The organism is Nocardia aurantiaca (genome assembly GCF_009708175.1).
In the GTDB taxonomy this organism is placed as follows: Bacteria; Actinomycetota; Actinomycetes; order Mycobacteriales; family Mycobacteriaceae; genus Nocardia; species Nocardia aurantiaca.
This window is the reverse complement of record NZ_WMBB01000007.1, coordinates 91974-118093: the sequence shown is the minus strand read 5'-3', so window position 1 is coordinate 118093 and position 26120 is coordinate 91974. Positions and strand designations below refer to the sequence as shown.

24 protein-coding genes are annotated in these 26120 nt (G+C 69.3%); 11 read left to right on the top strand and 13 right to left on the bottom strand.

Annotation, left to right across the window (positions count from 1 at the left end):
• The first annotated feature begins 1 nt into the window (after position 1).
• The 4 genes from GLP40_RS16150 to GLP40_RS16135 are packed head-to-tail and all read left to right on the top strand — an operon-like array spanning position 2 to position 3784.
• Positions 2-259, top strand: a complete 258-nt coding sequence (locus GLP40_RS16150) for an SHOCT domain-containing protein (RefSeq protein WP_154788749.1) — start codon at positions 2-4, stop codon at positions 257-259.
• 21 nt (positions 260-280) lie between these two features.
• Positions 281-1183 (top strand): universal stress protein, encoded by a 903-nt coding sequence (locus tag GLP40_RS16145; RefSeq protein WP_154788748.1) that lies wholly within the window; start codon positions 281-283, stop codon positions 1181-1183.
• 46 nt (positions 1184-1229) lie between these two features.
• Positions 1230-2183 carry an ABC transporter ATP-binding protein gene (locus GLP40_RS16140; protein WP_154788747.1) on the top strand — a complete coding sequence of 318 codons (954 nt, stop codon included), beginning with the start codon at positions 1230-1232 and terminating at the stop codon, positions 2181-2183.
• A 29-nt stretch (positions 2184-2212) separates the two neighbouring features.
• A complete protein-coding gene (locus GLP40_RS16135) occupies positions 2213-3784 on the top strand; it encodes a hypothetical protein (protein ID WP_154788746.1) in 1572 nt (523 codons plus the stop codon).
• A 24-nt stretch (positions 3785-3808) separates the two neighbouring features.
• Here the strand turns inward: GLP40_RS16135 and GLP40_RS16130 are convergent, their stop codons facing one another.
• Complete coding sequence (locus GLP40_RS16130) at positions 3809-4960, bottom strand: site-2 protease family protein (RefSeq protein ID WP_154788745.1); 1152 nt, start codon at positions 4958-4960, stop codon at positions 3809-3811.
• A gap of 79 nt (positions 4961-5039) precedes the next feature.
• Positions 5040-5687, bottom strand: a complete 648-nt coding sequence (locus tag GLP40_RS16125; RefSeq protein WP_154788744.1) for a DUF2267 domain-containing protein — start codon at positions 5685-5687, stop codon at positions 5040-5042.
• Positions 5688-5867: 180 nt separating this feature from the next.
• On the opposite strand from GLP40_RS16125, the gene acsA reads away from it, so the two are divergent.
• Genes acsA through GLP40_RS16100 form a run of 5 tightly spaced genes read left to right on the top strand, consistent with a single transcriptional unit; the run spans position 5868 to position 11240 of the window.
• Entirely contained in the window at positions 5868-7685 is a 1818-nt protein-coding gene (gene acsA / locus GLP40_RS16120) for an acetate--CoA ligase (protein WP_230329634.1), read from the top strand.
• On the top strand, positions 7682-8674 hold the full coding sequence (gene pdhA / locus GLP40_RS16115; RefSeq protein WP_407671608.1) for a pyruvate dehydrogenase (acetyl-transferring) E1 component subunit alpha: 993 nt from the start codon (positions 7682-7684) through the stop codon (positions 8672-8674). Before acsA ends, pdhA begins: the two co-directional genes overlap by 4 nt.
• On the top strand, positions 8671-9639 hold the full coding sequence (locus tag GLP40_RS16110; RefSeq protein ID WP_154788743.1) for an alpha-ketoacid dehydrogenase subunit beta: 969 nt from the start codon (positions 8671-8673) through the stop codon (positions 9637-9639). Before pdhA ends, GLP40_RS16110 begins: the two co-directional genes overlap by 4 nt.
• A gap of 1 nt (position 9640) precedes the next feature.
• Positions 9641-10987: a dihydrolipoamide acetyltransferase family protein gene (locus GLP40_RS16105; protein ID WP_328290237.1), complete on the top strand. Its 1347-nt coding sequence runs from the start codon at positions 9641-9643 to the stop codon at positions 10985-10987.
• Positions 10988-10991: 4 nt separating this feature from the next.
• Positions 10992-11240, top strand: a complete 249-nt coding sequence (locus tag GLP40_RS16100) for a phosphopantetheine-binding protein (RefSeq protein WP_154788742.1) — start codon at positions 10992-10994, stop codon at positions 11238-11240.
• Positions 11241-11320: 80 nt separating this feature from the next.
• On the opposite strand, the gene GLP40_RS16095 is transcribed toward GLP40_RS16100, so the two are convergent.
• Genes GLP40_RS16095 through GLP40_RS16085 form a run of 3 tightly spaced genes read right to left on the bottom strand, consistent with a single transcriptional unit; the run spans position 11321 to position 16085 of the window.
• Positions 11321-14143 carry a cation-translocating P-type ATPase gene (locus GLP40_RS16095; protein WP_230329633.1) on the bottom strand — a complete coding sequence of 941 codons (2823 nt, stop codon included), beginning with the start codon at positions 14141-14143 and terminating at the stop codon, positions 11321-11323.
• Positions 14140-15696, bottom strand: coding sequence for a bifunctional aminoglycoside phosphotransferase/ATP-binding protein (locus GLP40_RS16090; protein WP_154788741.1), 1557 nt, complete (start codon positions 15694-15696; stop codon positions 14140-14142). Before GLP40_RS16090 ends, GLP40_RS16095 begins: the two co-directional genes overlap by 4 nt.
• The gene (locus tag GLP40_RS16085; RefSeq protein ID WP_154788740.1) at positions 15693-16085 is read right to left on the bottom strand and encodes a hypothetical protein; all 393 of its coding nucleotides are present in this window, start codon (positions 16083-16085) and stop codon (positions 15693-15695) included. The genes GLP40_RS16090 and GLP40_RS16085 overlap by 4 nt, the downstream gene beginning before the upstream one ends.
• Positions 16086-16375: 290 nt before the next feature.
• Here GLP40_RS16085 and GLP40_RS16080 point away from each other — a divergent pair, with 290 nt between their 5' ends.
• Positions 16376-17335: a 1-phosphofructokinase family hexose kinase gene (locus GLP40_RS16080; RefSeq protein ID WP_196054697.1), complete on the top strand. Its 960-nt coding sequence runs from the start codon at positions 16376-16378 to the stop codon at positions 17333-17335.
• Positions 17336-17351: 16 nt separating this feature from the next.
• Positions 17352-17996, top strand: coding sequence for a flavodoxin domain-containing protein (locus tag GLP40_RS16075; protein WP_154788739.1), 645 nt, complete (start codon positions 17352-17354; stop codon positions 17994-17996).
• Between the two features lie 175 nt (positions 17997-18171).
• On the opposite strand, the gene GLP40_RS16070 is transcribed toward GLP40_RS16075, so the two are convergent.
• From GLP40_RS16070 to GLP40_RS16035, 8 genes are read right to left on the bottom strand one after another with little or no spacing between them, the layout of a single operon-like run.
• A complete protein-coding gene (locus GLP40_RS16070) occupies positions 18172-19296 on the bottom strand; it encodes an MSMEG_0565 family glycosyltransferase (RefSeq protein WP_154788738.1) in 1125 nt (374 codons plus the stop codon).
• Positions 19296-20147 (bottom strand): carbon-nitrogen hydrolase family protein, encoded by an 852-nt coding sequence (locus GLP40_RS16065; RefSeq protein ID WP_154788737.1) that lies wholly within the window; start codon positions 20145-20147, stop codon positions 19296-19298. Before GLP40_RS16065 ends, GLP40_RS16070 begins: the two co-directional genes overlap by 1 nt.
• An 8-nt stretch (positions 20148-20155) precedes the next feature.
• Positions 20156-21424 (bottom strand): MSMEG_0569 family flavin-dependent oxidoreductase, encoded by a 1269-nt coding sequence (locus tag GLP40_RS16060; RefSeq protein ID WP_196054696.1) that lies wholly within the window; start codon positions 21422-21424, stop codon positions 20156-20158.
• Entirely contained in the window at positions 21421-21741 is a 321-nt protein-coding gene (locus GLP40_RS16055; RefSeq protein ID WP_154788735.1) for an MSMEG_0570 family nitrogen starvation response protein, read from the bottom strand. The genes GLP40_RS16060 and GLP40_RS16055 overlap by 4 nt, the downstream gene beginning before the upstream one ends.
• Positions 21734-22657 carry a carbon-nitrogen hydrolase family protein gene (locus GLP40_RS16050; RefSeq protein WP_154788734.1) on the bottom strand — a complete coding sequence of 308 codons (924 nt, stop codon included), beginning with the start codon at positions 22655-22657 and terminating at the stop codon, positions 21734-21736. The genes GLP40_RS16055 and GLP40_RS16050 overlap by 8 nt, the downstream gene beginning before the upstream one ends.
• Complete coding sequence (locus tag GLP40_RS16045) at positions 22654-24117, bottom strand: MSMEG_0567/sll0787 family protein (protein WP_154788733.1); 1464 nt, start codon at positions 24115-24117, stop codon at positions 22654-22656. The genes GLP40_RS16050 and GLP40_RS16045 overlap by 4 nt, the downstream gene beginning before the upstream one ends.
• 1 nt (position 24118) lies before the next feature.
• On the bottom strand, positions 24119-25177 hold the full coding sequence (locus tag GLP40_RS16040; RefSeq protein ID WP_154788732.1) for an MSMEG_0568 family radical SAM protein: 1059 nt from the start codon (positions 25175-25177) through the stop codon (positions 24119-24121).
• Positions 25178-25186: 9 nt separating this feature from the next.
• A complete protein-coding gene (locus tag GLP40_RS16035; RefSeq protein WP_154788731.1) occupies positions 25187-25732 on the bottom strand; it encodes an MSMEG_0572/Sll0783 family nitrogen starvation response protein in 546 nt (181 codons plus the stop codon).
• Positions 25733-26120: the final 388 nt, after the last annotated feature.

Below are 26120 nucleotides of genomic sequence, written 5' to 3'. Positions count from 1 at the left end.
CATGATGTATTGGTACGGCCACGATATGAGTGGCTGGGGCTACGCCTGGATGGGCGTGGGCATGTTGGTCTTCTGGGCGGTGCTCATCGTCGGGATCGCGCTGGCGGTTCGGTTCGCGGTATCCGACCGGGATCGTCCAGGCCGCTACGAGTCTCCGTCGCCACAGGAATTGCTCGCCCAGCGTTTCGCGCGCGGCGAGATCGACGAGAATGAGTACACCAATCGCCTTGCCGCACTGCGGGCGTCGGGCGTGCGGTAGAAGGACGAGGGGAGTAGGAAAATGGCGCAGGCCTCCGAAGCTCGTGGCGGGCAACTGAATCCGCCGATTGTCGTGGCGACCGACGGATCGGCCGTCTCGTACCTCGCTGTGGCGTGGGCGGCCGTGGACGCGGGACTGCACGGGTCGCCGCTGGAGATCGTCACCTCGGTGGCGGTCCCCGGCGGATGGGGGCCCGGCGCGATGCTCACCGACACCGACACCGATTGGCTCCGCCTCGAGGGAGAACGGGTGGTGGCCGAAGCGACCCGTGTGGCGCGCACCGCCGCCGTCGGCGACGCCTTGACCATCAGCTCGGACATCACCTTCGACACCGCTATTCCGCATCTGATCGAACGGTCGCGACACGCCCGCCTGGTGGTGGTCGGCAGCCGCGGACGCGGTGCGGTCCGGCGCGGTCTGCTCGGATCGGTGAGTACCGCGTTGACCCGGCATGCCCACTGCCCCATCGCGGTCGTGCATTCGACCGCGGCGATCGACCCGGTCGCCGCGGAGAAGCCGGTGCTCGTCGGCGTCGACGGCACCCCCAACAGCGTGCCCGCCCTGGAACTCGCCTTCGAGGAGGCTTCGCGTCGCAAGGTCGGCCTCGACGCCCTGCACGCCTGGAGCGACACCAACCGCGCCGGCTTGCCGCTGCCGGAGTGGGACGCCGTGCGCGAACGCGAAACCGAACTCCTCGGCGAGCGGCTGGCCGGATTCGGCGAGCGCTACCCCGACGTCCAGGTCCGTCGCGTCCTGGTCCGCGACCGCCCGATCCAGTCCCTCCTGGACGCCTCGGAGAACGCCCAGTTGCTGGTAGTGGGCAGCCACGGGCGCGGCGGCTTCGGCGGCATGCTCCTCGGCTCGACCAGCAATGCGCTGCTGCACAGCGTGGAATGCCCGATGATCGTGGTGCCGACTCGCTGACCGGTCCGACAATGGAGGGCGGGGCCGTTGGTCGGAGGTGAGGGCCATGGGGGTCATCGAGGCGCACGCGGTGAGCAAGCGCTATCGCGGTACGCTCGCGCTGGACCGGCTGGAGTTGGATATTCCGGCCGGCCAGATCTACGGGTTCCTGGGACCCAATGGCGCGGGGAAGACCACCACGATCCGGCTACTGCTCGGCCTGCACCGGCCCACGCAGGGTACGGTGCGCATCGCGGGGCGCGATGCCTGGACCGAACCCGTTGCCGCGCACCGCCATTGCGCGTATGTCGCCTCCGAGGCGATGTTGTGGCCGGCGTTGACCGGTGCGGAAACCTTCGAGTACCTGGAGAATCTCCGCGGTGGCTGTGATCGCGACTACCGGGATGTGCTGATCGAGCGGTTCGATTTCGACCCACACAAGAAGGTTCGCGCGCTGTCGAAGGGCAATCGCCAGAAGGTGCAGCTGGTGGCGGCCTTCGCCACCCGGGCCGAGATCCTGATCCTCGACGAGCCGACCTCGGGCCTGGACCCGTTGATGGAGGCCGCTTTTCGCGAGACCGTCGGCGAGGCGCGCGAGCGCGGGCAGACGGTATTCCTGTCCTCGCACATACTGAGCGAGGTCGAGGCGCTGTGCGACCGCATCGGCATCCTGCGGGCGGGCCGGCTGATCGACGAAGGGACGCTCGCGCAGTTGCGGCACCTGTCGGCGCGCACCGTCGAGGTGAACTTCGCCGAGTCCGGCGTCGATATCGCCGCCCTGCGCGCGCTGGGCGGCGTCGAGGTCGCCGACTACTCCGATCATCATGCGGTGCTTCAGATTCGGGGGTCGATGGGGCCGCTGCTATCCGCGCTCACCCGGCTGCCGGTGACGACGATCGACAGCCGGGAACCGAGCCTGGAGGAGATCTTCCTCATCCACTACCACGGCAGAGACGACCGAGGTCCGTCTCGAACCGACGCGATGCCGGAGGGCGCCGCGCTGCCCGGGCCGTCACGATGACGGGCGAAGCGTGGCACGGATACGTCGTGATGGTGCGAGCGAGGCTGCGCGTCAATCGCGTTTCGCTGGCGGTGATGACCGTGCTCATGGCCGTTTTCTGCACGGCGTCGCTGCAAACCTACGTGGTGGCGTTCCCGGCGAAGCAGACGCGATCGGCGATGCTCGCGCCACTGGTCGACAATGGGGCGCTGCGCGCGCTCTACGGCTATCCGTTCGATATCGGTGATCCGACCGGATGGGTGGCATGGCGGACCATGACCAGCGTCGGCGTCATCATGGCGGTGTGGGCCTCGGTGATCACCTCGGGTGCGCTGCGCGGTGAGGAGGACGCGGGCCGTGGCGATCTGGTGCTGTCCGGTGGACAGTCGCGTCGACGGTGGTTCGCGGCCGCCGTGACGGCTACCGCCGTGCAGGCCTGCGCGATCGGTGGGGTGAGCGTGATCGCGCTCGCGGCCGTGGGAGTGCCGCAGCACCTGCTCACCGCCGCCAATGCCGGGGAACTCGGCGTGCAGCTCGTCACGCCCGCACTGTTGTTCGCGGCGGTGGCGGCGCTGACATCCCAGCTGACGGCGACCGTCCGCGGCGCACGCCTGCTGGCGGCGACGGTGGTGGTCATCGCGTTCGTGGTGCGAGCACCCGCCGACGTCGGTGACGGAATCCCTTGGCTGCGTTGGACAACGCCGCTGGGCTGGTTCGAGGAACTGCGGCCTCCCGCCCCGCCCTCCCTCCCGGCGCTCGCGGTGATCTCCGCGGCAACCGCTGTCCTGCTGGCGGTGTCGGCTCTGCTGCTGCGGACCCGCGATACCGGTCGCGGACTTCTCGAAACGCGCGACAGCCGCTCCCCGCGCCTGTTGCTGCTGGGCTCGTCCTGGCAGGCCGCGCTGCGCGATGATGCGCCCCAACTGGGTTTCTGGTTCGCCGGGACCGCGCTGTACGCGCTGCTGATGGGCAGCCTCGTCAAGACCATGCTCGACTTCCTCGAGCGCACGCCCCTCTACACGCAGTTCTTCGGCAAGAAGCTGGCCGTCGACGGTTTCGTGTCCGTGCTCTTCACGCTGATCCAGTTGCTGGCAGCGCTATTGGCCGTCACCCTCGTCGTGGCCGCACGTAGCGAAGAGGCCACCGGCCGGCTGGAACTCGTCCTGGCCATGCCCCGTTCGCGCTTCGCCTGGTTGTCGGGACGCGCGTTACTGGCCTTCGGATCGGCGACCGTATTGGTCTTTCTCGCGGCCCTCTGCATCTGGTCCGGCGCCGCGTGGACCGGTCAGGATCTCGTTCTCGGCTCGCTCTTCGCCGCGGCGGCCAACAGCCTCCCGCTGATCGCCCTCACCGTCGGTGCCGCCACCCTTGCCCTGGCCGTCGTGCCGCGCGCCGTCGCCTTCGTCCACGCCCTGGTCGTGGCCGCCTACCTCTGGGACACCCTCGGTACCGCGCTGAAGTTTCCCGAATGGTCCCTGCGCCTGTCTCCCTTCCACGCGCTCGCGCGAATCCCCATGCAGCCCTTCGCTCCGGTGGCGGCCACGGTCGTCACAGTGATCGGGTTGGTCCTGTTCACCCAGGCCCTGTTCATCTTCCGCCGACGCGACCTCGCCTCGGCGTGACGGCCGAGGCGAGGAGAAGGGCGGTCAGGACGGCGTGACGGTGGGATGGACGGGCAGGCCCAGGGCGGAGCGGTTGCAGACGAGCGTGAGATCGGTGGAGGTCACGAGGCCGGCGAGGCGGCCGGTGGGGTCGACGACGACGACGGCGTCGAGGTTGGGGCGCAAGACGATTCGGGCGATGACATCGCCGAGCAGATCGTCCACGTGGGCGATCGCGGCCGGAGGCAGTGGGCGGGCCAGTTCGGCCACGCGGAGGCCGGGGTGCGCGGGCGTGCGGGGGCGCAGGAGATCGGCCCAGGCGAGGATGGCGCACGGGTGGCCGTTGTGGTCGATGACGGGGAAGACGCGGTGATGGGTGTAGACGAGGTCGGAATGGAGGAGCTGGTCCACTGTCCATGTGGCGGGGACCGCTCGGGGGGCCGGGGTCATGACGTCGCCGACGGTGCTGGCACCCAGGCGGTGTCGCAGGCCGGCGAGAATGAGCTCGCTGTTGGCCGCGCCGTAGAGGAACCAGCCGAGCAGGATCAGCCACAGTCCGCCGAAGTTGCCGAACGCGATGATCTCGGCGGCGCCGATGCCGGCGAGGGTCATGCCCAGGACCTGGCCCCAGCGGGCGGCGGCGGTCTCGGCGCGGAGGCGGTCGCCGCTGCGCCACCAGATCACGGCCCGCACTACCCGGCCGCCGTCGAGGGGCGCGCCCGGAAGCATATTGAACACGGCCAGAATGACATTCACCGTCGCGAGCCAGACGAGGGTGGCGGTCACCGGGCCGCCGGGGGAGAAGACCGACGACACGGCCGCCGCGCCGAAGCCGATGGCGCCGAGGAGCAGACTGGTCGCCGGGCCGACCAGGGCGACCCGCAGGTCGGTCCGGGCGTCCTTCGGTTCGCCGGCGAGCTCCGACGCCCCACCAAGCAGCCACAGCACGATGCGTTCGACGTGAATTCCATTGCGGGTGGCCACGATCGAATGCGCGAGCTCGTGCGCGAGCAGGCACGCGATCAATGCGAGAGCGCCGATGGTCGCTGCGGCCCAGATGATTCCGGCATCGGCGGTGCCACGCAGGTAGGTGGCGAGTATCCAGGTGAACAGGCCCACGGTGACCGCGGCGGACCAATGCGCGGCGATACGGATGCCGGCGATCCGGCCGAGTGGAAGGGTGGATTGGAGCTGCATGGTGTCCTCGTTCGGTTCGGTGTGCGCCGCGGTGCTGCCTGAGCCGACCAGTTACCGGGGCGCTGTCATGCCGGTCGGGTCAGTGCCCGGAGCTGGTCAGGCCCTCGGCGAGCAGAATGCGATGGGCCTGCTGCGCGGCCGTGATTCTCGCATTGCTCCCGGGTTCGCCACCGGCCGGGAACTCGAGGCCGTGTACGAGGGTGGCGACCGCCTCGGTGAGGGCGTTCAGTCGACGCTCGACGTCGTCGATCTGCGGAAGGTCCGGCTGCGTGAAGAGCGCGGCGCCCGCGTAGACCGCCGACAGGTCCGTCCCGAGCAGGATGAAGCGCAGCTTCACCGGCAGCTGGGCGAGGACGTGGTCGAGCTGGCCCGGAGAGAACAGGTCGGCGAGGGTGTCCGTCACCACGCCCGCCAGCGGAACGGCCGCCTCCGGGGTGACGCCCGCGGCGTGGGCGAACTGCGCGAGGAAGGACGCCACATCGTGGGGGACCGGCACCCGGGCGGGCATCCAGCCCTCGTAGAACATTCCGCGCAGCAGTTCGGGCAGCTGGGCGCTGAGATGCGCCGCGGCGTTGATATCCAGGCGGTCTCGCACCGTGTGCAGCCAGGCGCGCAGGGCGCGATGGGCGACGAAGCGGTCCTCGGTGTCGATGGCGTTGGCCACGGCCGCCAGCCACTCGTGGGCGGTGTGCACGCTCGGTGCGAACGGATCGGTGTGATGGCTCATCGGACACTGCCTTTCGGGACATGAGCAATCGCTGGTGACGGCTCGAGCGTGCGCTCTTGGCGGGCGTCGACGGCAGAGGACTCGTACCACGGCACCGACGACGGAGGTCACTGCCGGGATGGTCTTTCCGCCCTGCCCCGCATCGGGGTCGCGGTCGTTGACTGGATGCGGGAGGTATCGATGAAGACCGCGAACCACCAGGACACGCCGGCGCGGGGACCGATGCGCTGGGAACCCGTGGACAAGACGCCGCAGGAACGGGCCGAGGCCAACCTGAAGGCGTACGAGTCGTCGTGCCGAGAGTTCAGCTGGGACGTCGCCCGTGACGCTCTCGACGGGCTGCCCGGCGGGGGAGTCAACATCGCTCACGAGGCCGTCGACCGGCATCGGGGCACGCCACTGGCCGATGCGCCGGCGCTGCGCTGGCTGGCCGCCGCCGGTGATGTCACCACCTTGACCTACGCCGAACTCGCCACCCTCAGTAACAGATTCGCCCACGTGCTGCGCGACCTGGGTGTACGGCGAGGTGAACGGGTATGCCTGCTGCTCGGGCGCACACCTGAGCTCTACATCGCCTGCCTCGGGGCATGGAAGGCGGGATGTGTCGTGGTCCCGCTGTTCTCGGCCTTCGGTCCGGAACCGGTACGGCAGCGCCTCGAGATATCCGGTGCCACCACGCTGATCACCACCGTCGACCACTACCGCCGCAAGATCGCGGCTAATCGGGCGGTGTTGCCCGCGCTCCGGCATGTGCTGGTCACCGACGCGGGTATCGACGACCCCCAGGTCGACGATACCGTCGGCTTGACCTTGGCGATGGCTCTCGTCGAGGACGAATTCCCCATCGTGCGAACAGGTCCCGAGGATCCGGCTCTGCTGCATTTCACCAGTGGCACCACCGGAATGCCCAAGGGCGCGGTGCATGTGCACGGAGCGGTGCTGGCCCACCGGGTCACCGCCCGCTACGCGCTCGATCTGCGTCCCGGCGACATCTTCTGGTGCACAGCCGATCCCGGCTGGGTCACCGGTATGACCTACGGCGTCATCGCCCCGCTCATGCTGGGTGTCACCCTGATCAGCGACGAGGCCGAGTTCGATGCGCAGCGCTGGTACGACATCTTGACCGCCGAGCGGGTTTCGGTGTGGTACACCGCCCCGACCGCGTTGCGGATGCTCATGCGCCGTGGCGACGAACTGCCCGCCGGCACGGACCTGTCGTGCCTGCGCTTCGTGGCCAGCGTCGGTGAGCCCCTGAATCCCGAGGCCGTGGTGTGGGGCAAGCGTGTGCTCGGCCATGCGGTGCACGACAATTGGTGGCAGACCGAGACCGGCGCCATCATGATCGCCAATCTGGCGGCGGAGCAGATCCGGCCCGGCTCGATGGGCCGCCCGCTGCCGGGAATCGAAGCGACCATCCTGCGGCGCGGCCGCGACGGGCGCGCAGCGATCACCGACGGACAGGTCGAGTACGCGCAGGCCGGCGAGGTGGGCGAGCTGGCTCTGCGCACCGGCTGGCCCTCGATGTTCCGCGGCTACTGGAACGAACCGGAGAAGTACGCGCGGGCTTTCGCGGCCGGTTGGTATCTGAGCGGTGACCTGGCGCGACGGGATTCCGACGGCTACTACTGGTTCGTCGGCCGGGCCGACGATGTCATCAAGTCCGCCGGTCACCTCATCGGCCCGTTCGAGGTGGAGAGCGTGCTGATGGCGCATCCGGCCGTCGCCGAGGCCGGGGTCATCGGCACGCCGGATCCGGTGGCGGGCGAGCTGGTCAAGGCATTCGTGCAACTACGACCGGGGCGGGACGCGTCCCAAGAGCTGTACGACGACATTATCGCCTTCGGCAGAAGGCAATTGGGCGCGGTCGCGCCCAAACAGATCGTCTTCACCGATGCGCTGCCGCACACTCGCAGCGGAAAGGTGATGCGCCGGCTGTTGAAAGCGCGCGACCGGGGACTACCCGAAGGCGACATCTCCACCTTGGAGAGTGCCCAGTGACGGCCGTCGGCGGGAACCGAGCCACGTCGGCCGTCGACGAGCGACTCGCGTTGCTGCGGCAGATGATTCGCATCCGCCGCTTCGAAGAACGGTGTGTACAGCTCTACAGCGCGGAGGCCATTCGCGGATTTCTGCACCTGTCGATCGGGGAGGAGGCGATCGCCGCCGGGCTGCTGAGCGTGCTGGAACCCGATGACGCGGTCGTGTCCACCTACCGTGAGCATGGGCACGCGCTGGCACGCGGCATACCGATGGACGCGGTAATGGCCGAAATGTACGGCCGTACCACAGGATGCAGCCATGGCAGAGGCGGTTCGATGCACCTGTTCGACGGCGCGCGCCGCTTCTACGGCGGCAATGCCATCGTCGGCGGCGGGCTGCCGGTCGCGGTCGGGCTTGCGCTGGCGGACTCGCTTCAGGGCCGAAACGCCGTGACCGTCTGTCTGTTCGGTGATGGGGCCGTCGCGGAGGGGGAATTCCACGAGTGCCTCAATCTCGCGGCGCTGTGGCGATTGCCGGTGCTGTTCGCCTGCGAGAACAACCAATACGCGATGGGCACCGCGCTGCGGCGTGAACACGCGGTCACCGATCTGTCGCTGCGGGCCGCGAGCTACGGCCTCGCCTCCTGGCCGGTGGACGGCATGGACGCGGTCGCGGTCGCGGCAGCGGCCCGGCGGGCGACGGAATCCATCCGCGGCGGGCGTGGGCCGTGTTTTCTGGAATTGCGCACCTACCGGTTCCGCGCGCACTCGATGTACGACGCGGACCGGTACCGCGACAAGGCCGAGATCGAGCAGTGGAAGTCCCGCGATCCCATCCCGCGTCTGTTCGCGGAACTGCGCGCCGACGGTGCGTGCGGGCCCGATGATCAGGCGGCGCTGGAGGCGGAGGTCGACGCGGAGATCGACGCCGCGGTCGCCGCTGCCGAAGCCGCGCCTCTCGAACCTGTTACCGACCTGGCCCGCCACGTCTATGCGGAGACGAGATGACCACCTATCGGGAAGCCGTCCGGGAAGCGTTGCGCGAAGCTCTGATTCGCGATGAGCGGGTCTTCCTCATGGGCGAGGACGTGGGCGCCTACGGCGGCTGCTTCGGGGTGAGCAGGGGTCTGCTCGACGAATTCGGCCCGCGGCGCATCCGGGACACACCCTTGAGCGAATCGGCCTTCGTCGGCGCGGGAATCGGCGCGGCACTCGGCGGTCTGCGACCGGTCGTCGAGATCATGACCGTCAACTTCAGCCTGCTCGCGCTCGATCAGATCCTCAACAATGCCGCGACCCTGCGGCACATGTCCGGGGGTCAGCTCGGCGTGCCGCTGGTCATCCGGATGGCCACGGGGGCGGGAAGGCAATTGGGAGCGCAGCATTCGCACAGCCTGGAGGCGTTCTACGCGCACATTCCGGGCCTGCGCGTCCTCTCGCCGGCCACCGTCGCGGACGCCCGCGGCATGCTGTGGACGGCATTGCAGGATCCGGATCCGGTGCTGATCTTCGAGCCGATCGCGCTGTACAACAGCGAGGCCGAGCTGGCTTCGGACGCGGGCGCGGTCGACATCGACTCGGCCGTCGTCCGGCGGACGGGCACCGATGTCACGCTGGTGTCCTATGGCGGCGCGTTGCACGTGGCCGAGGCCGCGGCCGATCAGCTGGCCGGGGAGGGGATCGCCGCGGAAGTCATCGACCTGCGCACCCTGCGGCCACTCGACGAGGCGACCGTACTCGCCTCGATCGCGCGCACGCACCGGCTGGTCATCGTGGACGAGGGCTGGCGCAGCGTGGGCGTCTCCGCGGAAATCGCCGCTCGCGCGGCGGAAAACGGCTACTGGTCGCTGGACGCGCCGATCGCACGGGTCTGTACCGCGGAAGTGCCGATTCCCTATCCGCGCCACCTCGAGGAGGCGGCGCTACCGCAACCGGCCGTGGTCGCCGAGGCGGTCCGCAAGGCGGTGAGTTGACGTGTCCGAGTTCCGGATGCCCTCGCTCGGCGCGGACATGACCCAGGGCACCGTGCTGGAATGGCGGGTCCGGCCGGGTGATGTGGTGCATCGGGGCGATGTCGTGGCCGAGGTCGACACGACCAAGGCGGCGATCGAAGTCGAATGCTTCGACGACGGCGTCATCGGCGAACTGCTGGTCCCCGTGGGAACCACCGTGCCGGTCGGAACGCCGCTGGCGACCATAGAGACGACCGTGCCGACCGTGGCGACGCCCCCTCCCGTACCTGCCCCGCCCACCGCGGCGCACGGTCGGGAAGCGGGCGAACCCACCGTCCGTGCGACGCCTCTCATTCGTCGGCTCGCCGACGACGCGGGGATCGATCTGGCGACGGTGCAAGGATCCGCACCGGGCGGCCGGATCGTCCGGGCCGACGTCGATCGCGCGGTCCTCGAACGCCGTGACGGGCGCCGCGCGCCGGTGCGGGCCTCGGGCTACGCGCGGCGGCTGGCCGGGGAATCGGGTGTGCCGCTGGCCGAGATCACCGGTACCGGACCCGGGGGTGCGGTGCGTGCGGCCGACGTGCGGGCGGCGGCGTCGCCCGTATCGGGCAGCTTCCCGGCCACAGCGGAAGTCGCCCCATCCGTGGACACGTCCACTCCTGGTCCGGGCCGGCCCGGTATTCCGGAAGCACCCCGGCACGATCCCGCGGAGGTCCGCAAGCTGATCGCTACCGCGATGACGAGATCCAAACGCACCGTGCCGCATTACTACCTGTCGAGCACCGTCGACATGAGCGCGGCGTCGACCTGGCTGGCCGACTACAACCGCCGGATGCCCGTCAGCGCCAGGATGCTGCCCGCCGCACTGCTGCTGGCGGCCACCGCCCGGGCGGCCCGGGCGGTGCCGGAGCTGAACGGACATTGGATCGATGACGAATTCCGCCCTGCCTCGAGCGTTCATCTCGGCATGGTGGTCTCCATGCGCGCGGGCGGCATCATCGTCCCCACGATTCCCGACGCCGATCGGCTCGCCCTGCCGGACCTGATGGCAGCCCTGCGTGGCGTGGTCGAACGCGCCCGTGCGGTCCGTCTGCGCTCGTCGGACGCGACGCCCGCGACCATCACCGTGACGAACCTCGGAGATCTGGGCGTCGACTCGGTCTACGGAGTCATCGCCGCACCGCAGGTCGCGATCGTCGGCTTCGGCGCGGTCACCGACCGCCCCTGCGCGGTCGACGGACTACTCGGCGTGCGCCCCCAGCTCACCGCCACCTTGTCGGCCGACCACCGCGCCACCGACGGCGCGATCGGCGCCCGCTTCCTGCACGCCCTCTCCGACCTGCTGCAACAACCAGAGGAGCTCTGAAACCATGGCCGCCACCCTGTCTCGCGATGTCGCCGAGGGCATCGTCCGCGGCGCCCTGCACGGATTCGACACATCCGACCGCCTGGCCGCCCTGCCCACCGACGCCCCGCTGCGGGAAACCCTCGCCCTGGACTCCCTGGACTTCCTGACCTTCGTCGAGCGTCTCGCGGCCGCCTGCGACCGCCGCATCGAGGAATCGGACTATCGGCGGCTGACCACGATCGCCACCTGCGTGCAGTTCCTGACCGAATGACCGGTCATCCGCTGCCGCCGTTCGGCTTCTGGATACCGTTGCGCCGACACCGGGATTCGTCCGCAGCGCTGCTGTCTCGTTCATCCCCGGTCGTGATCTGTTGTAGCGCCCGTGGATTCGGCAGGTGTGCCGCGGACGGACCGATGCCGGATCAGCCAGCGGCGGAGTTCGTCCGCACCCCAGACGATGAATGGGAACGGTGTGGTGAGGGCGAGCATGCCGGGGGTGAGAGAGGCGGTGCCGAGGAGGCTCTGCAGGGGCGGGAGGTAGATGATGGCGGCGGTGAGGGCCAGTTCGAAGGCTATGCCCCACAGCAGGAGTGGGTTGGACAGGGCGCCGATCGAGCGCAGGGAGGCGCGTTCGGTGCGGGCGGCGAAGGCAGTGCCGATCTGGCCGGTGACCAAGCCGAGGAGGGTCATGGTGGTGGCCTGCCGGTAGGCATGGTGCAATGGCTCGCCCGGTCCGGTCGGGGCTCCGGGATGCCATCCGGCGCGCAGAAGTACGTAAAAGAATCCCGCCATGGCCAGGACCGCGCAGATGATGCCTAGGAACAGCCAGGCACGCAACAGCATTGGCGCGCGGATGACCGGTTCGCCGCGTGGGCGGGGCGGCTGGCGCATGAGGCCGGGCTCGGCGGGCTCGCGACCGAGGGCCAGCGCGGGCAGGGTTTCGGTGCCGACGTCGAAGGACAGCAGCTGGAGCACGGTCAGCGGAATCGGAACGGCGCCACCGGAGAGCGCGAAGATCAGGAAGGGCACGACCTCCGGGGTGGCGTGGGCGAAGATGTAGAAAATGAACTTGCGGATGTTGACGTAAACGCGGCGCCCGGCCTCGACGGCGGCTGTGATGGTGGCGAAGTTGTCATCGGTCAGCACCATGGTGGAGGCTTCCCGCGCCACGTCGGTTCCCGAGCGGCCCATGGCGATTCCGATATCGGCGCGGCGCAGGGCGGGCGCGTCATTGACCCCGTCGCCGGTCATGGCGACCACATGACCGGCCGCTCGTAGCGCGTCGGCGATCCGCAGCTTGGCCTCCGGTGAGGAGCGGGCGAAGATCGGGGCGGTGTCCGCGGCGAGCAGCTGGTCCAGCTCCTGCTCGGACATGTGGTCGAGTTCGTCGCCGGTCACGATGACGGGCTCCCCGCGGGTGATGCCCACCTGGGCGGCCACCGCGGCCGCGGTCAGACCGTGGTCGCCGGTGATGACGATGATCCGGATCCCGGCCGTGTGGCATGCGGTCACGGCGTCGGCCACTTCCGGTCGGGGCGGATCCACCATCGCCACCACGCCCAACAGCGTCAGGCCGCGTTCGGCCTGCTCGGGTTGCCGCGGGGGCGCGGCCTTCTCGTCGAGGCGGCGTTCGGCGACCGCGAGCACCCGCAGACCCTGCCGGGCCAGTTCGTCGACGAGATCATCGAGGACCTCGCGGCGGGCGACCGTGAGCGGCACCGGTCGGCCGCCGGCATCGAGTTCCGTATCGCACAGGGGCAGGAGCGATTCCGGTGCGCCTTTGGCGTGGATAACGCGCGCGCCGGATTCGTCGGTGTCGAGGGTGGACATGCGTTTGCGGGACGAATCGAAATGGAACTGCCGGATGCGGCGCCGGAGGCGAACCTCCGGATCGAGGCGCACCCCCAGCGCCGCAGCGGTTTCGAGGATCGCCACTTCGGTCGGATCGCCGGTGGACGCCTGGTCGCCGGGGCCACCGATGCGGGCGTTGTTGCAGCTGGCCATGGCGATGGCCATCCGGGTCAGAGTGATGTGCGGCGTCGGCGGCGGGTGGTCCGCCGCGAAGTCGAATTGTCCACTCGTGGTGTGCGCCACCACGACTCGCATCCGGTTCTCGGTGAGTGTGCCCGTCTTGTCGGTGCAGATGACGTTGGTGGATCCGAGGGTCTCCACCGCGCTGAGCCGTTTCATGACCGCGCCGCGCCGGGCGAGTTCCCGGACACCCATGGCGAGTGCGAGCGTGATCACCGGGAGCAGGCCCTCCGGAACATTGCCGACCAGCAGCCCGACGGCGAAGATCACCGCGTTGACGAACGACAGGTGAGCGGCGAGGGTCGCGAGCGGAATGAACGCCGCCCCGAGCGTGACCGACACCAGGGCGATGAGCCAGGCCACCCGGCGCACCTGATGCTCGAGCGGACTCTCGTCACGTCGCACACGCTCGGACAGAGACGCGATCCTGCCCAGCTCCGAACGCATCCCGGTCGCGTACACGACCGCGCGCGCCTCGCCTTCGGTACAGGTGGTACCGCTGAAAACCAGATCGCGCGCGTGCAGCAGGGGCACACCGGCGTCGGCGAGGTCGGCCGCCCGGTACACGGGCATGGACTCGCCGGTCAGGGCGGACAGGTCGACCTCGATGCCGCCCTCGAGCATCCGCGCGTCCGCCGAGATCCGGTCGCCCTCGGAGATCACGAGCACATCGCCCGGAACCAGTTCGGTGGCATCGATGTCGGCGACGGTTCCGTCCCGGATCACCGTCGCTCGGGTCGGCAGGTAGGCGGCCAGCGCCTCCACCGCCTTCTCCGCATGGCGTTCCTGCACGAATGCGAACGCGGCATTGATCACGATCACGATCACGATGGCCACGGCGATCGGCATGATGCCCACCGCCGCCGCCAATCCCGCTGCCGCCCAGAGCAACAACGCCAAGGGATGGGTGAACTGACGCACCAACTCCCGCGGCCAGTCGCGGCCGCCCCGCCGCCGGAGCTCATTGGGGCCGACCTGGACGAGGCGCCGCCGCGCTTCGCGATCGGTCAGCCCGGTGCGACTGCTGCGCAGATCGCGGAGCAGCAGATCGATGCGTTCGGTCGGATCAGGCCGGGCGGCGGAGCCACCCTCGACCGCACCTTCCGGCATTCCGGCGGTGCGCGCATCGGTCTCAGCTGTCATGCGGATCCGCCGCCGTCATCGCGGAGGTCGATGGCAATCGGATCCGCCGGAGAGCTCGGGTCACGTCCTACGGCGTTCCATCCACGTAGCGCCTGGGCGATGGTGGTCTCGAGCGGACCGGTCGTGTCGACAGCCGTCGCGGTCGGCCAGGGAGAGGAGGCTGCGGCCAGTGCGATCGCGATCTCGGGGGTGGCTTCGGAGTCGCCGGATCGGCGGGTTCGGATGCGCGTGCCGGCCAGCTGCGGGGGGCACTCACAGCGCAGCGGGATCAGTTCGGCGTGTGCGCGCGCCGCGAGCGCTTCGGCGCGGGCCCGTTCCCCGGCATCTATCCAGGCGGCATCGAGTATCACCGAGGCCCCGAGCGCGAGCCGCTGGCGTGCCAGTTCCAGCATGTGCGTGTACACCAGTGATCGCGCGGCGGGTCGATACGCCCCCGCATCGAAGACGCCGCTCGCACCGGTGATCGCTCCCGAGGCGCGGAGCTGGGCTCGCACGGTGTCACTGGAGATGACCTCGGCGCCGGTGACCTGTGCCAGACGGGTTGCGACGGTGGACTTTCCGGTCCCCGGCAGCCCGCCGACGAGGGCCAGACGCACCGCCCCGGCTTCCAGATGGCCCACTGCCAGTTCCACATGTCGCAGAGCGTGGCCGACGAACTTCTCGTCGCCCTGCGCGACGCGGATGTGGTTCGTCTTCGCCCGCACCATGGCCCGATAGGCGATGTAGTGGTGGCGCAGTGCCAGAGGCGGTGAATCCTCGGCCGCGCGCAGGTAGTCGTCGAGAAAACCCTCGGCGAGCTGTGGTTGTCCGAGGAACTCCAGATCCATCGCCAGGAAGGCGGCATCGTCGAGGCCGTCGACACAGCGGAGGGAATCGTCGAAGTCGAGGCAGTCCAGGATCCGGAAGCCGTCGGGGAGCACGAAGATGTCCTCGGTCAGGAGGTCACCGTGCCCATCCAAAATCCGCCCGGCCGCAATGCGTTCTGCCAGCAGCGGTGCGCGACCATCGATGAAACGCATCGCCAGCTGCTCGATGCGGTCGATCAGGGCGGGATCCAGTGTGCCGAGAGGATGGGATTGCCAGCCGTGCAACAGGATTCGCCAGCGTTCCCGCAGTGCCTCGGCGGTTCCCGCCTGATCGATCGCGCTGCCTCGCGGGGCGTCGCGATGGAAATGCGCCACCACCGTCGCCAGCGCGGCCAGTTCGGTGCGGCCGATCTCGCCGGCGGTGACGAGCGCGCTGAGCCGGCGGGATTCTGGCATGCGCCGCATGACCAGAACGGGTTCGGCGGGACCGTCGAGCGGATCGGTGAGCTGGGCCAGGCCCAGGTAGACGTCGGGGGCCCAGCGCCGGTTCAGTTCGAGCTCGCGTCGCAGGGCGCGTTCTCGGGCGTCGGTCGTGCCGAAATCGAGGAAGTCGGTGACGACGGGCTTCTTCACCTTGTACGCGCGATCCCCGAACAACACCACCAGCCCGGTGTGCGTCTCGTGTAGCTCCGCGGCGCGCGCATCGCCGATGATCCCGCTGCGGAGGTGCTCGGCCGCCGCGGTCATCGGCAGGCGGCTTCGGCGCGGGTGGCGGCCTGGACCGGGGGCATGAGCACCGGGCAGGACGAATGGCGGGCGAGGTCGTGGGCCGGTGGCCCGGAGCGGGACGGGGTGATCGCATCGGAGCGGTCGGAGTCCACGACGAGCCGGGCCATGGCGCTGAGGGGTTCGACAGCGGTGACGGCATCGCCGAGCACGGTGATCGGCCGGAATGCCACATCGGGGACGTCCTGCGCGGTCGCTCGCAGGGGAATACGCCCGGCCACGGCCTGCGCGGCCGCGCGCTCGGCGACGCGGATCGCTGCCCGCGGCCCGTCCATGCCCGCGACGGCCGGTCCTCGCGCGTCGTCGCCGGGCCGGGCCGCGGAACGTGAGGTGCAGGCATTGGTGTCCATGGCTTCAACGCTCCGCGCCCGGTGCCCGGGGAAACAGAGGACTTCGGTCTCTCCGGTGACGACCAGGGTCCCACCGCCCGACTACCCGAAGCCCTACCGAATCGCCTCCGATGCGCGTGAAATCAGCTGCGTCAGAACCCTCTTCCCATGGGAAGAAGACACGCATGAGTCAGCTGTCCGCACGTTTCGCCGGCCGGATCGCTGTCGGCTGATTTCGCCGCATTCGAGGCCGTCGAGGTGAAGTCCGCGGAATAACGCCTGGATTGGCCCTGCACACGAGGAGGTGGTCGATGTCGATCGTGACATTGACGATGAATCCGGCGATCGATATCGCCACCACGGCCGAATCCGTCCGGCCCACCGACAAGACCCGGTGCACGGCACCGAGATTCGACGCTGGTGGCGGTGGCATCAATGTCGCGCGCACGATCGCCGTACTGGGCGAGCCGGTGACAGCGGTGTTCCCGGCGGGCGGCCCGCCGGGCCGCCTGCTCGAAGATCTGGTGCACGATGCCCGAATCTCGATGCGGTCGGTGGCCATCGCCAACCCCACTCGCGAGAGCTTCGCGGTGACGGCGTCCGATACCGGCGAACAGTACCGTTTCGTGCTGCCGGGCCCCCGGTTGACCGCCCCTGAACTGCATCGCTGCCTCGCCGAAATCGAACGGATAGCGCAGGATTGCCGGTATGTGGTCGCCAGCGGCAGTCTGCCGCCCGGAGCTCCGGCGGACTTCTACCAGAGTCTGGCCGATCTGCTCACCGACCTCGGTGTGCCATTGGTGCTGGATACCTCGGGGGCCGCGCTGCGCGCCGTTCGCCGCGGCGTCCATCTGATCAAGCCGAGCGTGCGCGAACTCGCCGAATACACCGGCCGTCCACTACCGGACCGCGGTTCCAGGGTCGCCGCCGCGCGAGAGTTGATCACCCGCGGAGTGAGCGAAATCGTCGTGGTGTCACTGGGATCCGACGGCACGCTCGCGGTGACCGCCGACGGCGACGAGTGGTTTCCGGCACTGGACGTCCCGGTGCGTACCGGAATCGGCGCCGGGGACGCGCAGGTGGGTGGCATCACCGCGGGGATGTCCCGCGGCTACCCGCTCGACGACGCCATACGCCTCGGCATCGCCGCCGCTACGGCGGCCCTGTCGACTCCGGGCACCGCGCCGGGGCACCCGGATCGGATCGCCGACCTGTTCCAACGGCTTTCACCACGGCCCGACGACAGCGGGCAGCTCGCCGTACCGAAGTGACACAAAGGAAAACACCATGAAAGGCCGAATTCTGGTCGCGTACGCTACCCGCTACGGTGCGACGCGGGAGATCGCCGACCACCTGGCGACCACACTCCGAGAATCGGGTCTCGAGGTGGACTGCCGCGCGATGCGCGAGCTCCGCACGATCGACGACTACCGCGGCATCATCCTCGGCGCGCCGTTCTACTACGGCCGCTGGCCGCGGCCGGCCCGCCGCTTCCTCAACCGATTCGGCCCGGTGCTCGCGCAGCGCGACATCGCCCTCTTCGCGATCGGCCAGATCGACCCGAGCCAATCCGAATCCGATACCCGTTCCCAGCTGGACCGATTGCTCGACCGCTACGCCTGGCTCGCGCCCTTCTCGGTCGCACTGTTCGGCGGACGCTGGAACCCCGCTGCCCTGCGCGGACTGGACCGCTGGATGCTGAAGTTGCCCGGCTCACCCCTGCATGTGCTTCCGGCCTCGGATCTGCGGAACTGGGACGCCATCAGCGGGTGGGCCACCGATGTGGCCGCGGCCTTGAACGCGCGCACCGCGCAACCGTATCCGTCCACCGCCGAACCGACCGGGATCTCCCGCGCCGGCGCAACCCTGTCGACCATCCGCAACTACATCGCCGACCAGCAACTGCCGTGGCGGACACCGCGGGCTCGGTGACTTCCGCTCCGGCCGGCCGGATCACGGTGGCCGAATCCGACCCGGTGATTCGCGGCCGCTCCGACGCCATTCTCGACCGTCGTGCTCGATGAGCGGGGTGTTCCATGGGATGCGGGCGGAGTCGACGGAGCGAACCTGGACCAGGGTTGGCGGGGATCTCCATGATGTCTCCGGCTCAGAGATCGGTGGCCAGCACGCGGTTCGAGATGTCGGTGGGCTGGTCTCGGTAGAAATCGAGATGGGCCCGGGCGGCGCGGTCCCAGGTGAAGAGGGCGGCGAGCGCTTTCCCGTGTTCGGCTCGAAACGGGTCGGTCTTCAAGACTCCGGACAGGCGCGCGGCCATCTCGGTGGGGGTGGTCGCGTAGTCGATGATGTCGCCGAATACTTCACGGAGGACGGGCAGATCCCGTGCGACGACGGGTGTTCCGGCGGCGAGGGCTTCCATGGCCGCCAGTCCGAAGCCCTCCTTGGTGGAGAAGAAGGGGACCGCGGCGGCCGCGGCCATCAGCGCGGGCAGGTCGTGGTGGGCGACCGTGCCCAGGATGGTGGGGTGGATGCCGAGTTCGGCCGCGCGGCTGTCGAACCGGTCGCGGTAGTCGCGGTAGTCGAAAAGTGTCTCACCCCCGGCGAATACGAGCTTCAGGTCGGGGTGGTCGCGTTCGAGCAGGGCGAAGGCCTCGAGGAGATCGAGGCTGCCCTTGCGGGGTTCGATACCGCCGAGGGCCAGGACGTAGCGGCCCAGGCGCCGCAGCCAGGTGGAACGCGCGGCGGTGGCGTCGGGGGAATCGCCTGCGGCTGTGGCGAAACGGGCGTATTCGACGCCATTGGGGATCACCGTGGGCCGCAGCCCCCAGCCGGCGTGGACTTCGGCGGCGACCGCGGCCGACACGCAGATCCGGGCGTAGGGTTCGACGACGGCGCGCTCATGGCAGCGCGCGAGTTCCGGGGTGGTGAAGGTATCGAGGTGGTGGATCGTGCGGATACAGCGATCGACGGCATTGGCGCTGATGCAGTCCTGTGCGTGCACGATGTCGTAGTCGTGCGGGCCGAAAGCCTCTCGTAAGACGGTGATCGAGCGCATGATTCGCGCGCCGACGGATTCCCCTTCGATACCGTCGAAGGCGACGACGCGCACCTCGACCGCCGGATCGACCGGCCGGAAGAACCCGGCGTCGCCGCCGCGGCCCAGCGTCCAGACCGTGACCTCGGCACCGAGGCGGGCGAGTGCTTCGGCGAGGTTGAGGGTGTGCACGACGCCGCCGCGAGGTTTGGTGGAGTAGGTGAGCAGCGCGATCCGCATCAGTGGCAGCCCTCGTCGGTCAGCAGATTGTGGTAGGTGTCGACGCGCCGTTCCTCCAGGTGCCGCAGTACCCGCCGGGCTCGTTCGACCTCGGCGTCGATATCGATGTCGGCCACCGCGAGCCCGCCCTTCGACCAGGTGCGGGCGAGGACGTCGCCGCCCGGGCCGACGACCTTGGCCTGCCCGAGGAATCGCAGATGGCCCGTGATGCCGGTCTGGTTGGAGGAGGCGAGCACGATCTGGTTCTCGGCGGCGCGCGCCTGGTCGTAGAGGTCGAACAGTCGGGATTGGCGGTCGTTGGGCATGCGGGAGGCACGATCGGTGACGCTGGCGGGCCAGGCCGACAGCGCGGCGATGGCGCGAGCGCCGTCCAGCGCGAGGGCGCGCGCGGATTCGGGGAAGGTCTTGTCGTAGTCGATGAGCATGCCGATCCGGCCGACCGGAGTATCGAAGGCCGCGAAGCGATCTCCGGCGGCGTAGGCGAGATGTTCCCCGGCGGGTTGGTGCACCTTGCGGTGACGGCCGAGGACGCCGTCACCGGTGAGGCACACGGCCGCGTTGTAGCGAATCCCGTCGGCGTCTTCGGCGTAGCCGATGCAGATGGTCATATCCCTGGCCATCCCGCACAGCAGGCGGATCTCGGGTCCGTCCGGGTCGATGGCCTCCGGTCCGGTGGACGGGTCCGGATTCCGGAGGTCGCCGATATAGCCGCCGAGGCTGGCGTCGGGCAGCACGAGCAGGTCGACGCCGTCCTGGGTGAGCCGGTCGATGATCCCGGTGATCTTGTCCAGTGCCCGGGCGATATCCGCCCCGAAATGGGCGGCGACAGCGGCGATTCGGGTGACAGCCATGGCGGTCCTCAGGCGGCGGCGGTGGCGCACGCGGTGACGGTGATCCGGTCGGCGAGGTGTTCGGCGTCGCGGGCGATGGCGGCGAATCGGCCCGATCCCCACGTGTGCAGCCACGGCAAGCCGAGGAAGTACAGGCCGGGCGTCGTGGTGACGCCGCGGTTGTGGCAGGGGTGGCCTTCGCCGTCGAAGACGCCGACCCGCAGCCACCGGTAGTCGGTGCGGAATCCGACCGACCACACCACCGACGTGATGCCGCTTGCGGCCAGGTCGATGTCGGTGACCTCGGACTCGGGCCGCCATACCGGCCGGTACCGGGGTTCGGCGGGCGCCTCGATGCCCGTGCGGGCGATGTGGGCGTCGATGGAGTCCTTGATACTCTCGGCCACGGCGTCGGCGGCGTCGAGATCCTTCCCCAGTGACGGCTCGAAATAGGCTGTGCCGTCGGCGACGTCGACCATGCGGCCGTAGAGCGCCATTCCCTCGACCGCGAATTGGCGCAGGTCGATGTCGCGGCCGCCGTCGCGGCCGGTGACGTAGTGGTTGGTGTTCTCGCGCTTGCCGAGACCGCCGGGCTGGTCCTCGATGGGAATGTCGTAGTGGCCCATGTCCTGGAGCCACGCCACACAGTCGCGGCCACGGTAGAAGCGCGCGACGCGGGGCGCGCTGCCGACCGCGAGGTGGACCTTCCGGCCTTCCAGGTGCAGATCCTCGGCGATCTGCGCCCCGGATTGTCCGGTGCCGACGACCAGCACGGCGCCGTCGGGAAGATCTGCGGCACTGCGGTATTCAGCCGAGTGCAGTTGCCGGATCGAGCGCGGCAGGCGTTCGGCGAAGCGTGGGACCGTCGGTGTGTGGTAGCCGCCCACGGCTACCACGACCTGATCGGAATGCAAGGGTCCGGACGTGGTTTCGATGTCGAACCCGCCGTCGGAGCCGACGGTGACCGACGTGACGGCGACGTGTTCGCGCAGCGGTGGGTCGAAGGTGTCGGCGTAGTGACGCACCCAGGCGTAGACCTCGTCGCGCCTCATGAACCCGTGCGGTTCCGGGCCGCTGTAGCGGTAGCCGGGCAGCGCGCACTGCCAATTCGGCGTCACCAGGGTGAAGTTGTCCCAGCGGGTATCTCGCCACTCGTGGGCGATGGTGTCGCGTTCGAGGACGACGTGGTCGATGCCGCGCGCGGTCAGATGCCAGGAGATCGACAGCCCGGCCTGCCCGCCGCCGATCACGACGACATCGTGGTGCGGCACAGGATTCGAATCGGGTTGCGGGGTCACGGTTTTCCTCCGGAGATGGCGGCCTGCGCGGACGGCGGTGTCATCGACAGCACGCGCACGGCGCCGGGTGTGGTGCGGGCGGTCGCCGCGGCCGATTCGATGGCGTCGAGTGTGTACATGGCCGAGGTGCAGTAGAAGCCGAATTTCTCCTTGACGCGCTCGGCGGCGGTATTCAACGCCGTCGAGACGCGGTGCAGGAATTCGTCGATCGGATAGTCGACACCGACGGCGAGATGGTCGTGGATGACCAGGGACGGCGAATAGCAGCTCTGGACAGTGCCATTGGGCCAGCGGACATCGAAGGTCATCTCAGGCATGGGCGGCCGCCGGCTGCTCGGATCGCGCGGGCCGCCCGACCACGCCGTAGCGGGCGACGACGCTGTCGTAGACCTCCGGCCGCCGGTCGCCCAGGTTGTACATGCCGCCGCCGCGCGCCTGGCCGAGCGCGTGCTCGACATCGACGGTGGCCGTGGCCAATCCGGGCTCGGTGCCCGTGGTGGCCAGGATGTCACCGCCCGGGCCGACGATCTTGGCACTGCACACGAAGCGCAGCGATCCGAAGGTGCCCGCTTGATTGGAGGCGATCCACACGACCTGGTTCTCCACCGCTCGGGCGCGGTCGAAGAGGTCGAATCGCTGGGTCCAGCGGTCGTCCGCGAGCCGGTCGGCGGTGGCGGTGCGTGAGGTGGGCCATGCCGACAGCGAGGTGATGATCTGCGCGCCGTCGAGCGCGAGGGCGCGCGCCGCCTCGGGGAAGGCCTTGTCGTAACAGATCTGCATGCCCATCCGGCCGACCGGGGTCTCGAAGGCCCGGTACTCCGAACCCGCCGCATAACAGAGGTTTTCGCCGAGCGGCTGATGCACCTTGCGGTAGGAGCCCAGGACGCCGTCGCCATCGAGGGTTACCGCGGCGTTGTAGCGCACGTCGCCGTCGGCCTCGCAGAAGCCCAGCGTGATGACCAGTTCCCGGGCCATCGAGGCGATGCGCCGCAGCTCCGGGCCGTCGAGGGTGAGGGCGGGCGGCAGGCTGCGCAGCCGACGCTGTTTGGCTTCCTCGCTCTCTGTACCGCCGCCCAGGCTGGGCAGATAGCCGCCCAGGCAGGCTTCGGGCAGCACCAGCAGGCGGCTGCCACGGGCGCGCGCCTGTGCGATGAGTCCGGCGATGGTGGCGTAACAGGCTTCCATATCGCGGCCGAATTCGGCGGCGGCCACGGAAATCGTGAGTTCGGTCATGAGTGTCCCAATCCGGTGACGGTGCCGGGCACCGCTGTCGTGGTTGTTCCGTCCGGCCAGCGCAAGCGCACGCCGGGGGAGGAGGCGAGCTCCCCGCATACCGCGGAAGCGGCGGGCCCGGGGTCGGAGATCGCGGCGCCGGGCCGGTCGGCGGTGAGCATCGCGAAACCGGGAAAGCAGGTGATCCAGTCCGCGAGTGCGGCATTCGCCGGTCGCGGGATGCGCGTGACATCGAGTTCGACACCCACGCCGGACGCCTCGGCCAGCATGCCCGCGGTGCCGGCGATGCCCGCCATGCTGATGTCCTTCGCGGCGGCCGGGGCGGTGGCGGTGACGAACCGGCCGAGTGCCCGTAGCTCGGCACCGCTGCGGTGGGAGGAGGAATCCCATTGGCGGCCTTGATATCCGGGCCGCCATGAGCCGCCCAGGTCGACGGTGAGACGCAGCTCGTCGCCGATGTGTCCGCCGCCCCCGGGCACCGGCCGGGCCGCGCGGCCCAGCGCGGTCACCGACAGCGCCGCCGGGCCGATGTGGGTGTGCCCGCCCAGGACCGGGACATCCCAGGTCTGGCTGGCGCGGGCCAGACCGCGCAAGATCCGGGTCAAGAGCGAGCGCGTCGGCGCCGCGATGGAGTCGAGCAGACCGACGGGTTCGGCACCCATGGCGGACAGGTCATTGAGATTGACCAGCACCGAACACCACCCGGCCCATTCCGGGTCACGCTCCACCATCGAGGGGATGATGGCATCGCAGGCGGCGATGAGGTCGCTGCCGGGCACCGGTGCTCCGTCGTCTCCCCGGAATCCGCTGCCGCCCAGGGTCATCGGCCCGGTGCCGAGCCCGTCGAGCAGCGGTCCGAGCATCGATTTGGTGGCCTGCGCCAGCCGCTCGACGCGATCGATCGGCCAGCGCATCCGGGCGTGCGGCACACCGCCGATCTCGGTGTCGCCCCAGTGAATCCAGCCCAGGTGTGTGAACATCGCGCCGTAGCGGGCCTGCACCGTCGCCTCGAAACGCAGGACGTTGTTGCTCTCGGCGTACGCGCAGGCCGCTCGCACCAGGGCATTACCGACGCCGCGGGTGCGGCGACCGCAGTTCACGACCAGTCGGCTGCCGGTCCACCAGCCGAGATCCTCGGCGGTGGCCGGGGCCAGCCGTACGCCTCCGAGGACAGCGCCGTCCGGTGCCAGCGCCACCAGAACGGTGGTGCGGGGGTCGTCATCGATGTCGTCGGCGTCGCTGCCGTGGAACAGCTCCTGCTCGACCACGAAGTTCTCGCGTCGCAGCGCGTGATAGGCGGCGAGCTGGCGGCGGTCGGCGGGGCGGATGAGGAATCCGTCCTCCGGTTCGGCCGGGCACGGATGTCCGGACAGGACGCAGTAGTCCAGTGAGACGGCACCGGGCGCGGCCGCATCGTGGAACCAGGAGCGTTGTGCGCGTTCGGGTTCGGTGGTGGTCATCTCATCCTCCCGCGGTCTGGAGCACGCTGCACGCGCCGCACGCCGCGCAGCCCGCTTTCTGGCCGGCGCCGACCATGCCCGCGTCGCGCAGCGCGAGTGCGACCCGGCGGGTCACGTCCTCGAGAAGATCGGGGGTCGGCGCCATCGCGCCGTCGACGTCGACGGCGAGCGTTCCGGCCAGCGGCCGGAACGGGACGACGAACGGGTAGACACCCATGTCGATCAATTCGCGTGCGCCGGAAACCAATTCGTCCGGGTCCTCGCCGAGGCCGACGAGGAGATAGGTCGAGACCTGGTTGTGGCCGAATACGCGCACGGCCTCGGCCCACGCCGCCTTGTATTCCGAGAGCGGCACCGTGGACTTGCCCGGCATCCAGCGGGCGCGCACCCGGTCGTCGAGGGATTCGACGTGGATGCCGATGGAATCGGCCCCGGCCTGTCGTAGTTCGGTGAGCACCGACAGGTCCGCGGGAGGCTCACACTGCACCTGGATCGGCAGCTCCGGCACGGTCTGCTTCACCGCCCGCACACATCGTGCGAGATGCCGTGCGCCCCGGTCTTTTCCGGCGGAGGTGCCGGTGGTCATCACCATCTGCCGCACGCCGTCGAGCCGGACCGCCGCGGCGGCGACCTCGGCCAGCTGCTCGGGTCGCTTGACCGCGACGGTCCGGCCCGCGTCCAGCGACGCTTCGATGGCGCAGAACCGGCAGCGCTGGTCCTCGGCGTAGCGAATACAGGTCTGCACCACCGTGGTCGCGAGAACGTTCGCGCCGTGCAGCCTGGCGATCTGCTCGTAGGCGACGCCGTCGGCGGTGCGCAGATCATAGAAGCCCGGCCGCCGTACCGGCTCGACCGAGACGCCCAGATCCGCGCCGTCGAGCAGCAGCCGGTCACCGCGCAGGGTGTAGGGCGAATCGGAGCGGATGGGGATGGCAGCGCCGGCACCCCCGAACAGCACATGACCGTCGTCGCTGGGCCCGGCTCCGGAGCGGCGCTGCACGGGCACATCGACGCGGATGCCGAGCAGCGCGAGGTCCACTCGTGTCGATACCTCGGTCATGGCCGCCGCCTACACCTGGTAGGTGGAGTTGATGATCGCGCCCTTGCGCGCGTAATGGATGAGGGCGTCCTGCACATCGAGCGGATGAGCGGGGATCACACCCTCGATGAGGTCCTCCTCGCGGGCACCGTGCAAGGCCAGCCCGAAGCGGCAGGCGAACACCTTGCCGCCCTCCTTGATGAAGGTCGACAGTGCGTCGTTGATGTTCTGCTCGCCCGGGAATCCGCTGTCACCGGTGGTCGGGAAGCCGCGGGTGGCAATCGCGTTGATCGCGCCGGGCCCGTAGAAGTAGATGGCCGACTCGAAGCCCTTGCGCAGCGCGCGGGTGGCCTGCAGCACCGCCACGAAGCTGACCGACGACTCGTGAGCGATGCCGTGCACCAGGGTGAAGTAGGTCTCCCCGGCCTCGGCCCGATAATCGGGGAAGATCTTGGTCGCGCCGTAGATGTTGGTGCCCTTGGGCAGTGCCGGATGCGGGATCTCGGCCAGGGACTTGGCGATGTTCTCCTCGATCGCCTTGTCGATGTCGGTGGTGGTCTTGGCCGGTGCGGACATGTTTCATCTCCTGCGAAAGATGGATCGGAATCGGCGCGGACTGTCTGCCGGGTGGGGGAGCGGCTCGCCGATGAATCAAGTTGACGCCCGGGGCATTTCCGGTTGGTCACGTCGGGAAGAATACGACGTTGCCGAATACCCACCATGGGCGCGAAGCTTGGTATTAGTCGTATTCGATTGAACGGCAAGCTATTTCACGCACATCGACCGGCCCCGCCGGCGATCGAGCGGATGTGACGTCGATGCGGTGTAATCGTTGTTCTGGGGTTTTCCTGAAGCTGTTAACAATTGTCGGCGCATGTTCTCGAATGCTCGTAACATCAGGGAAATCGCTACCTAGCGGTAACTCCCGACCGGGGTAGGTGGTGCACGAATCTGATTCGTCGGC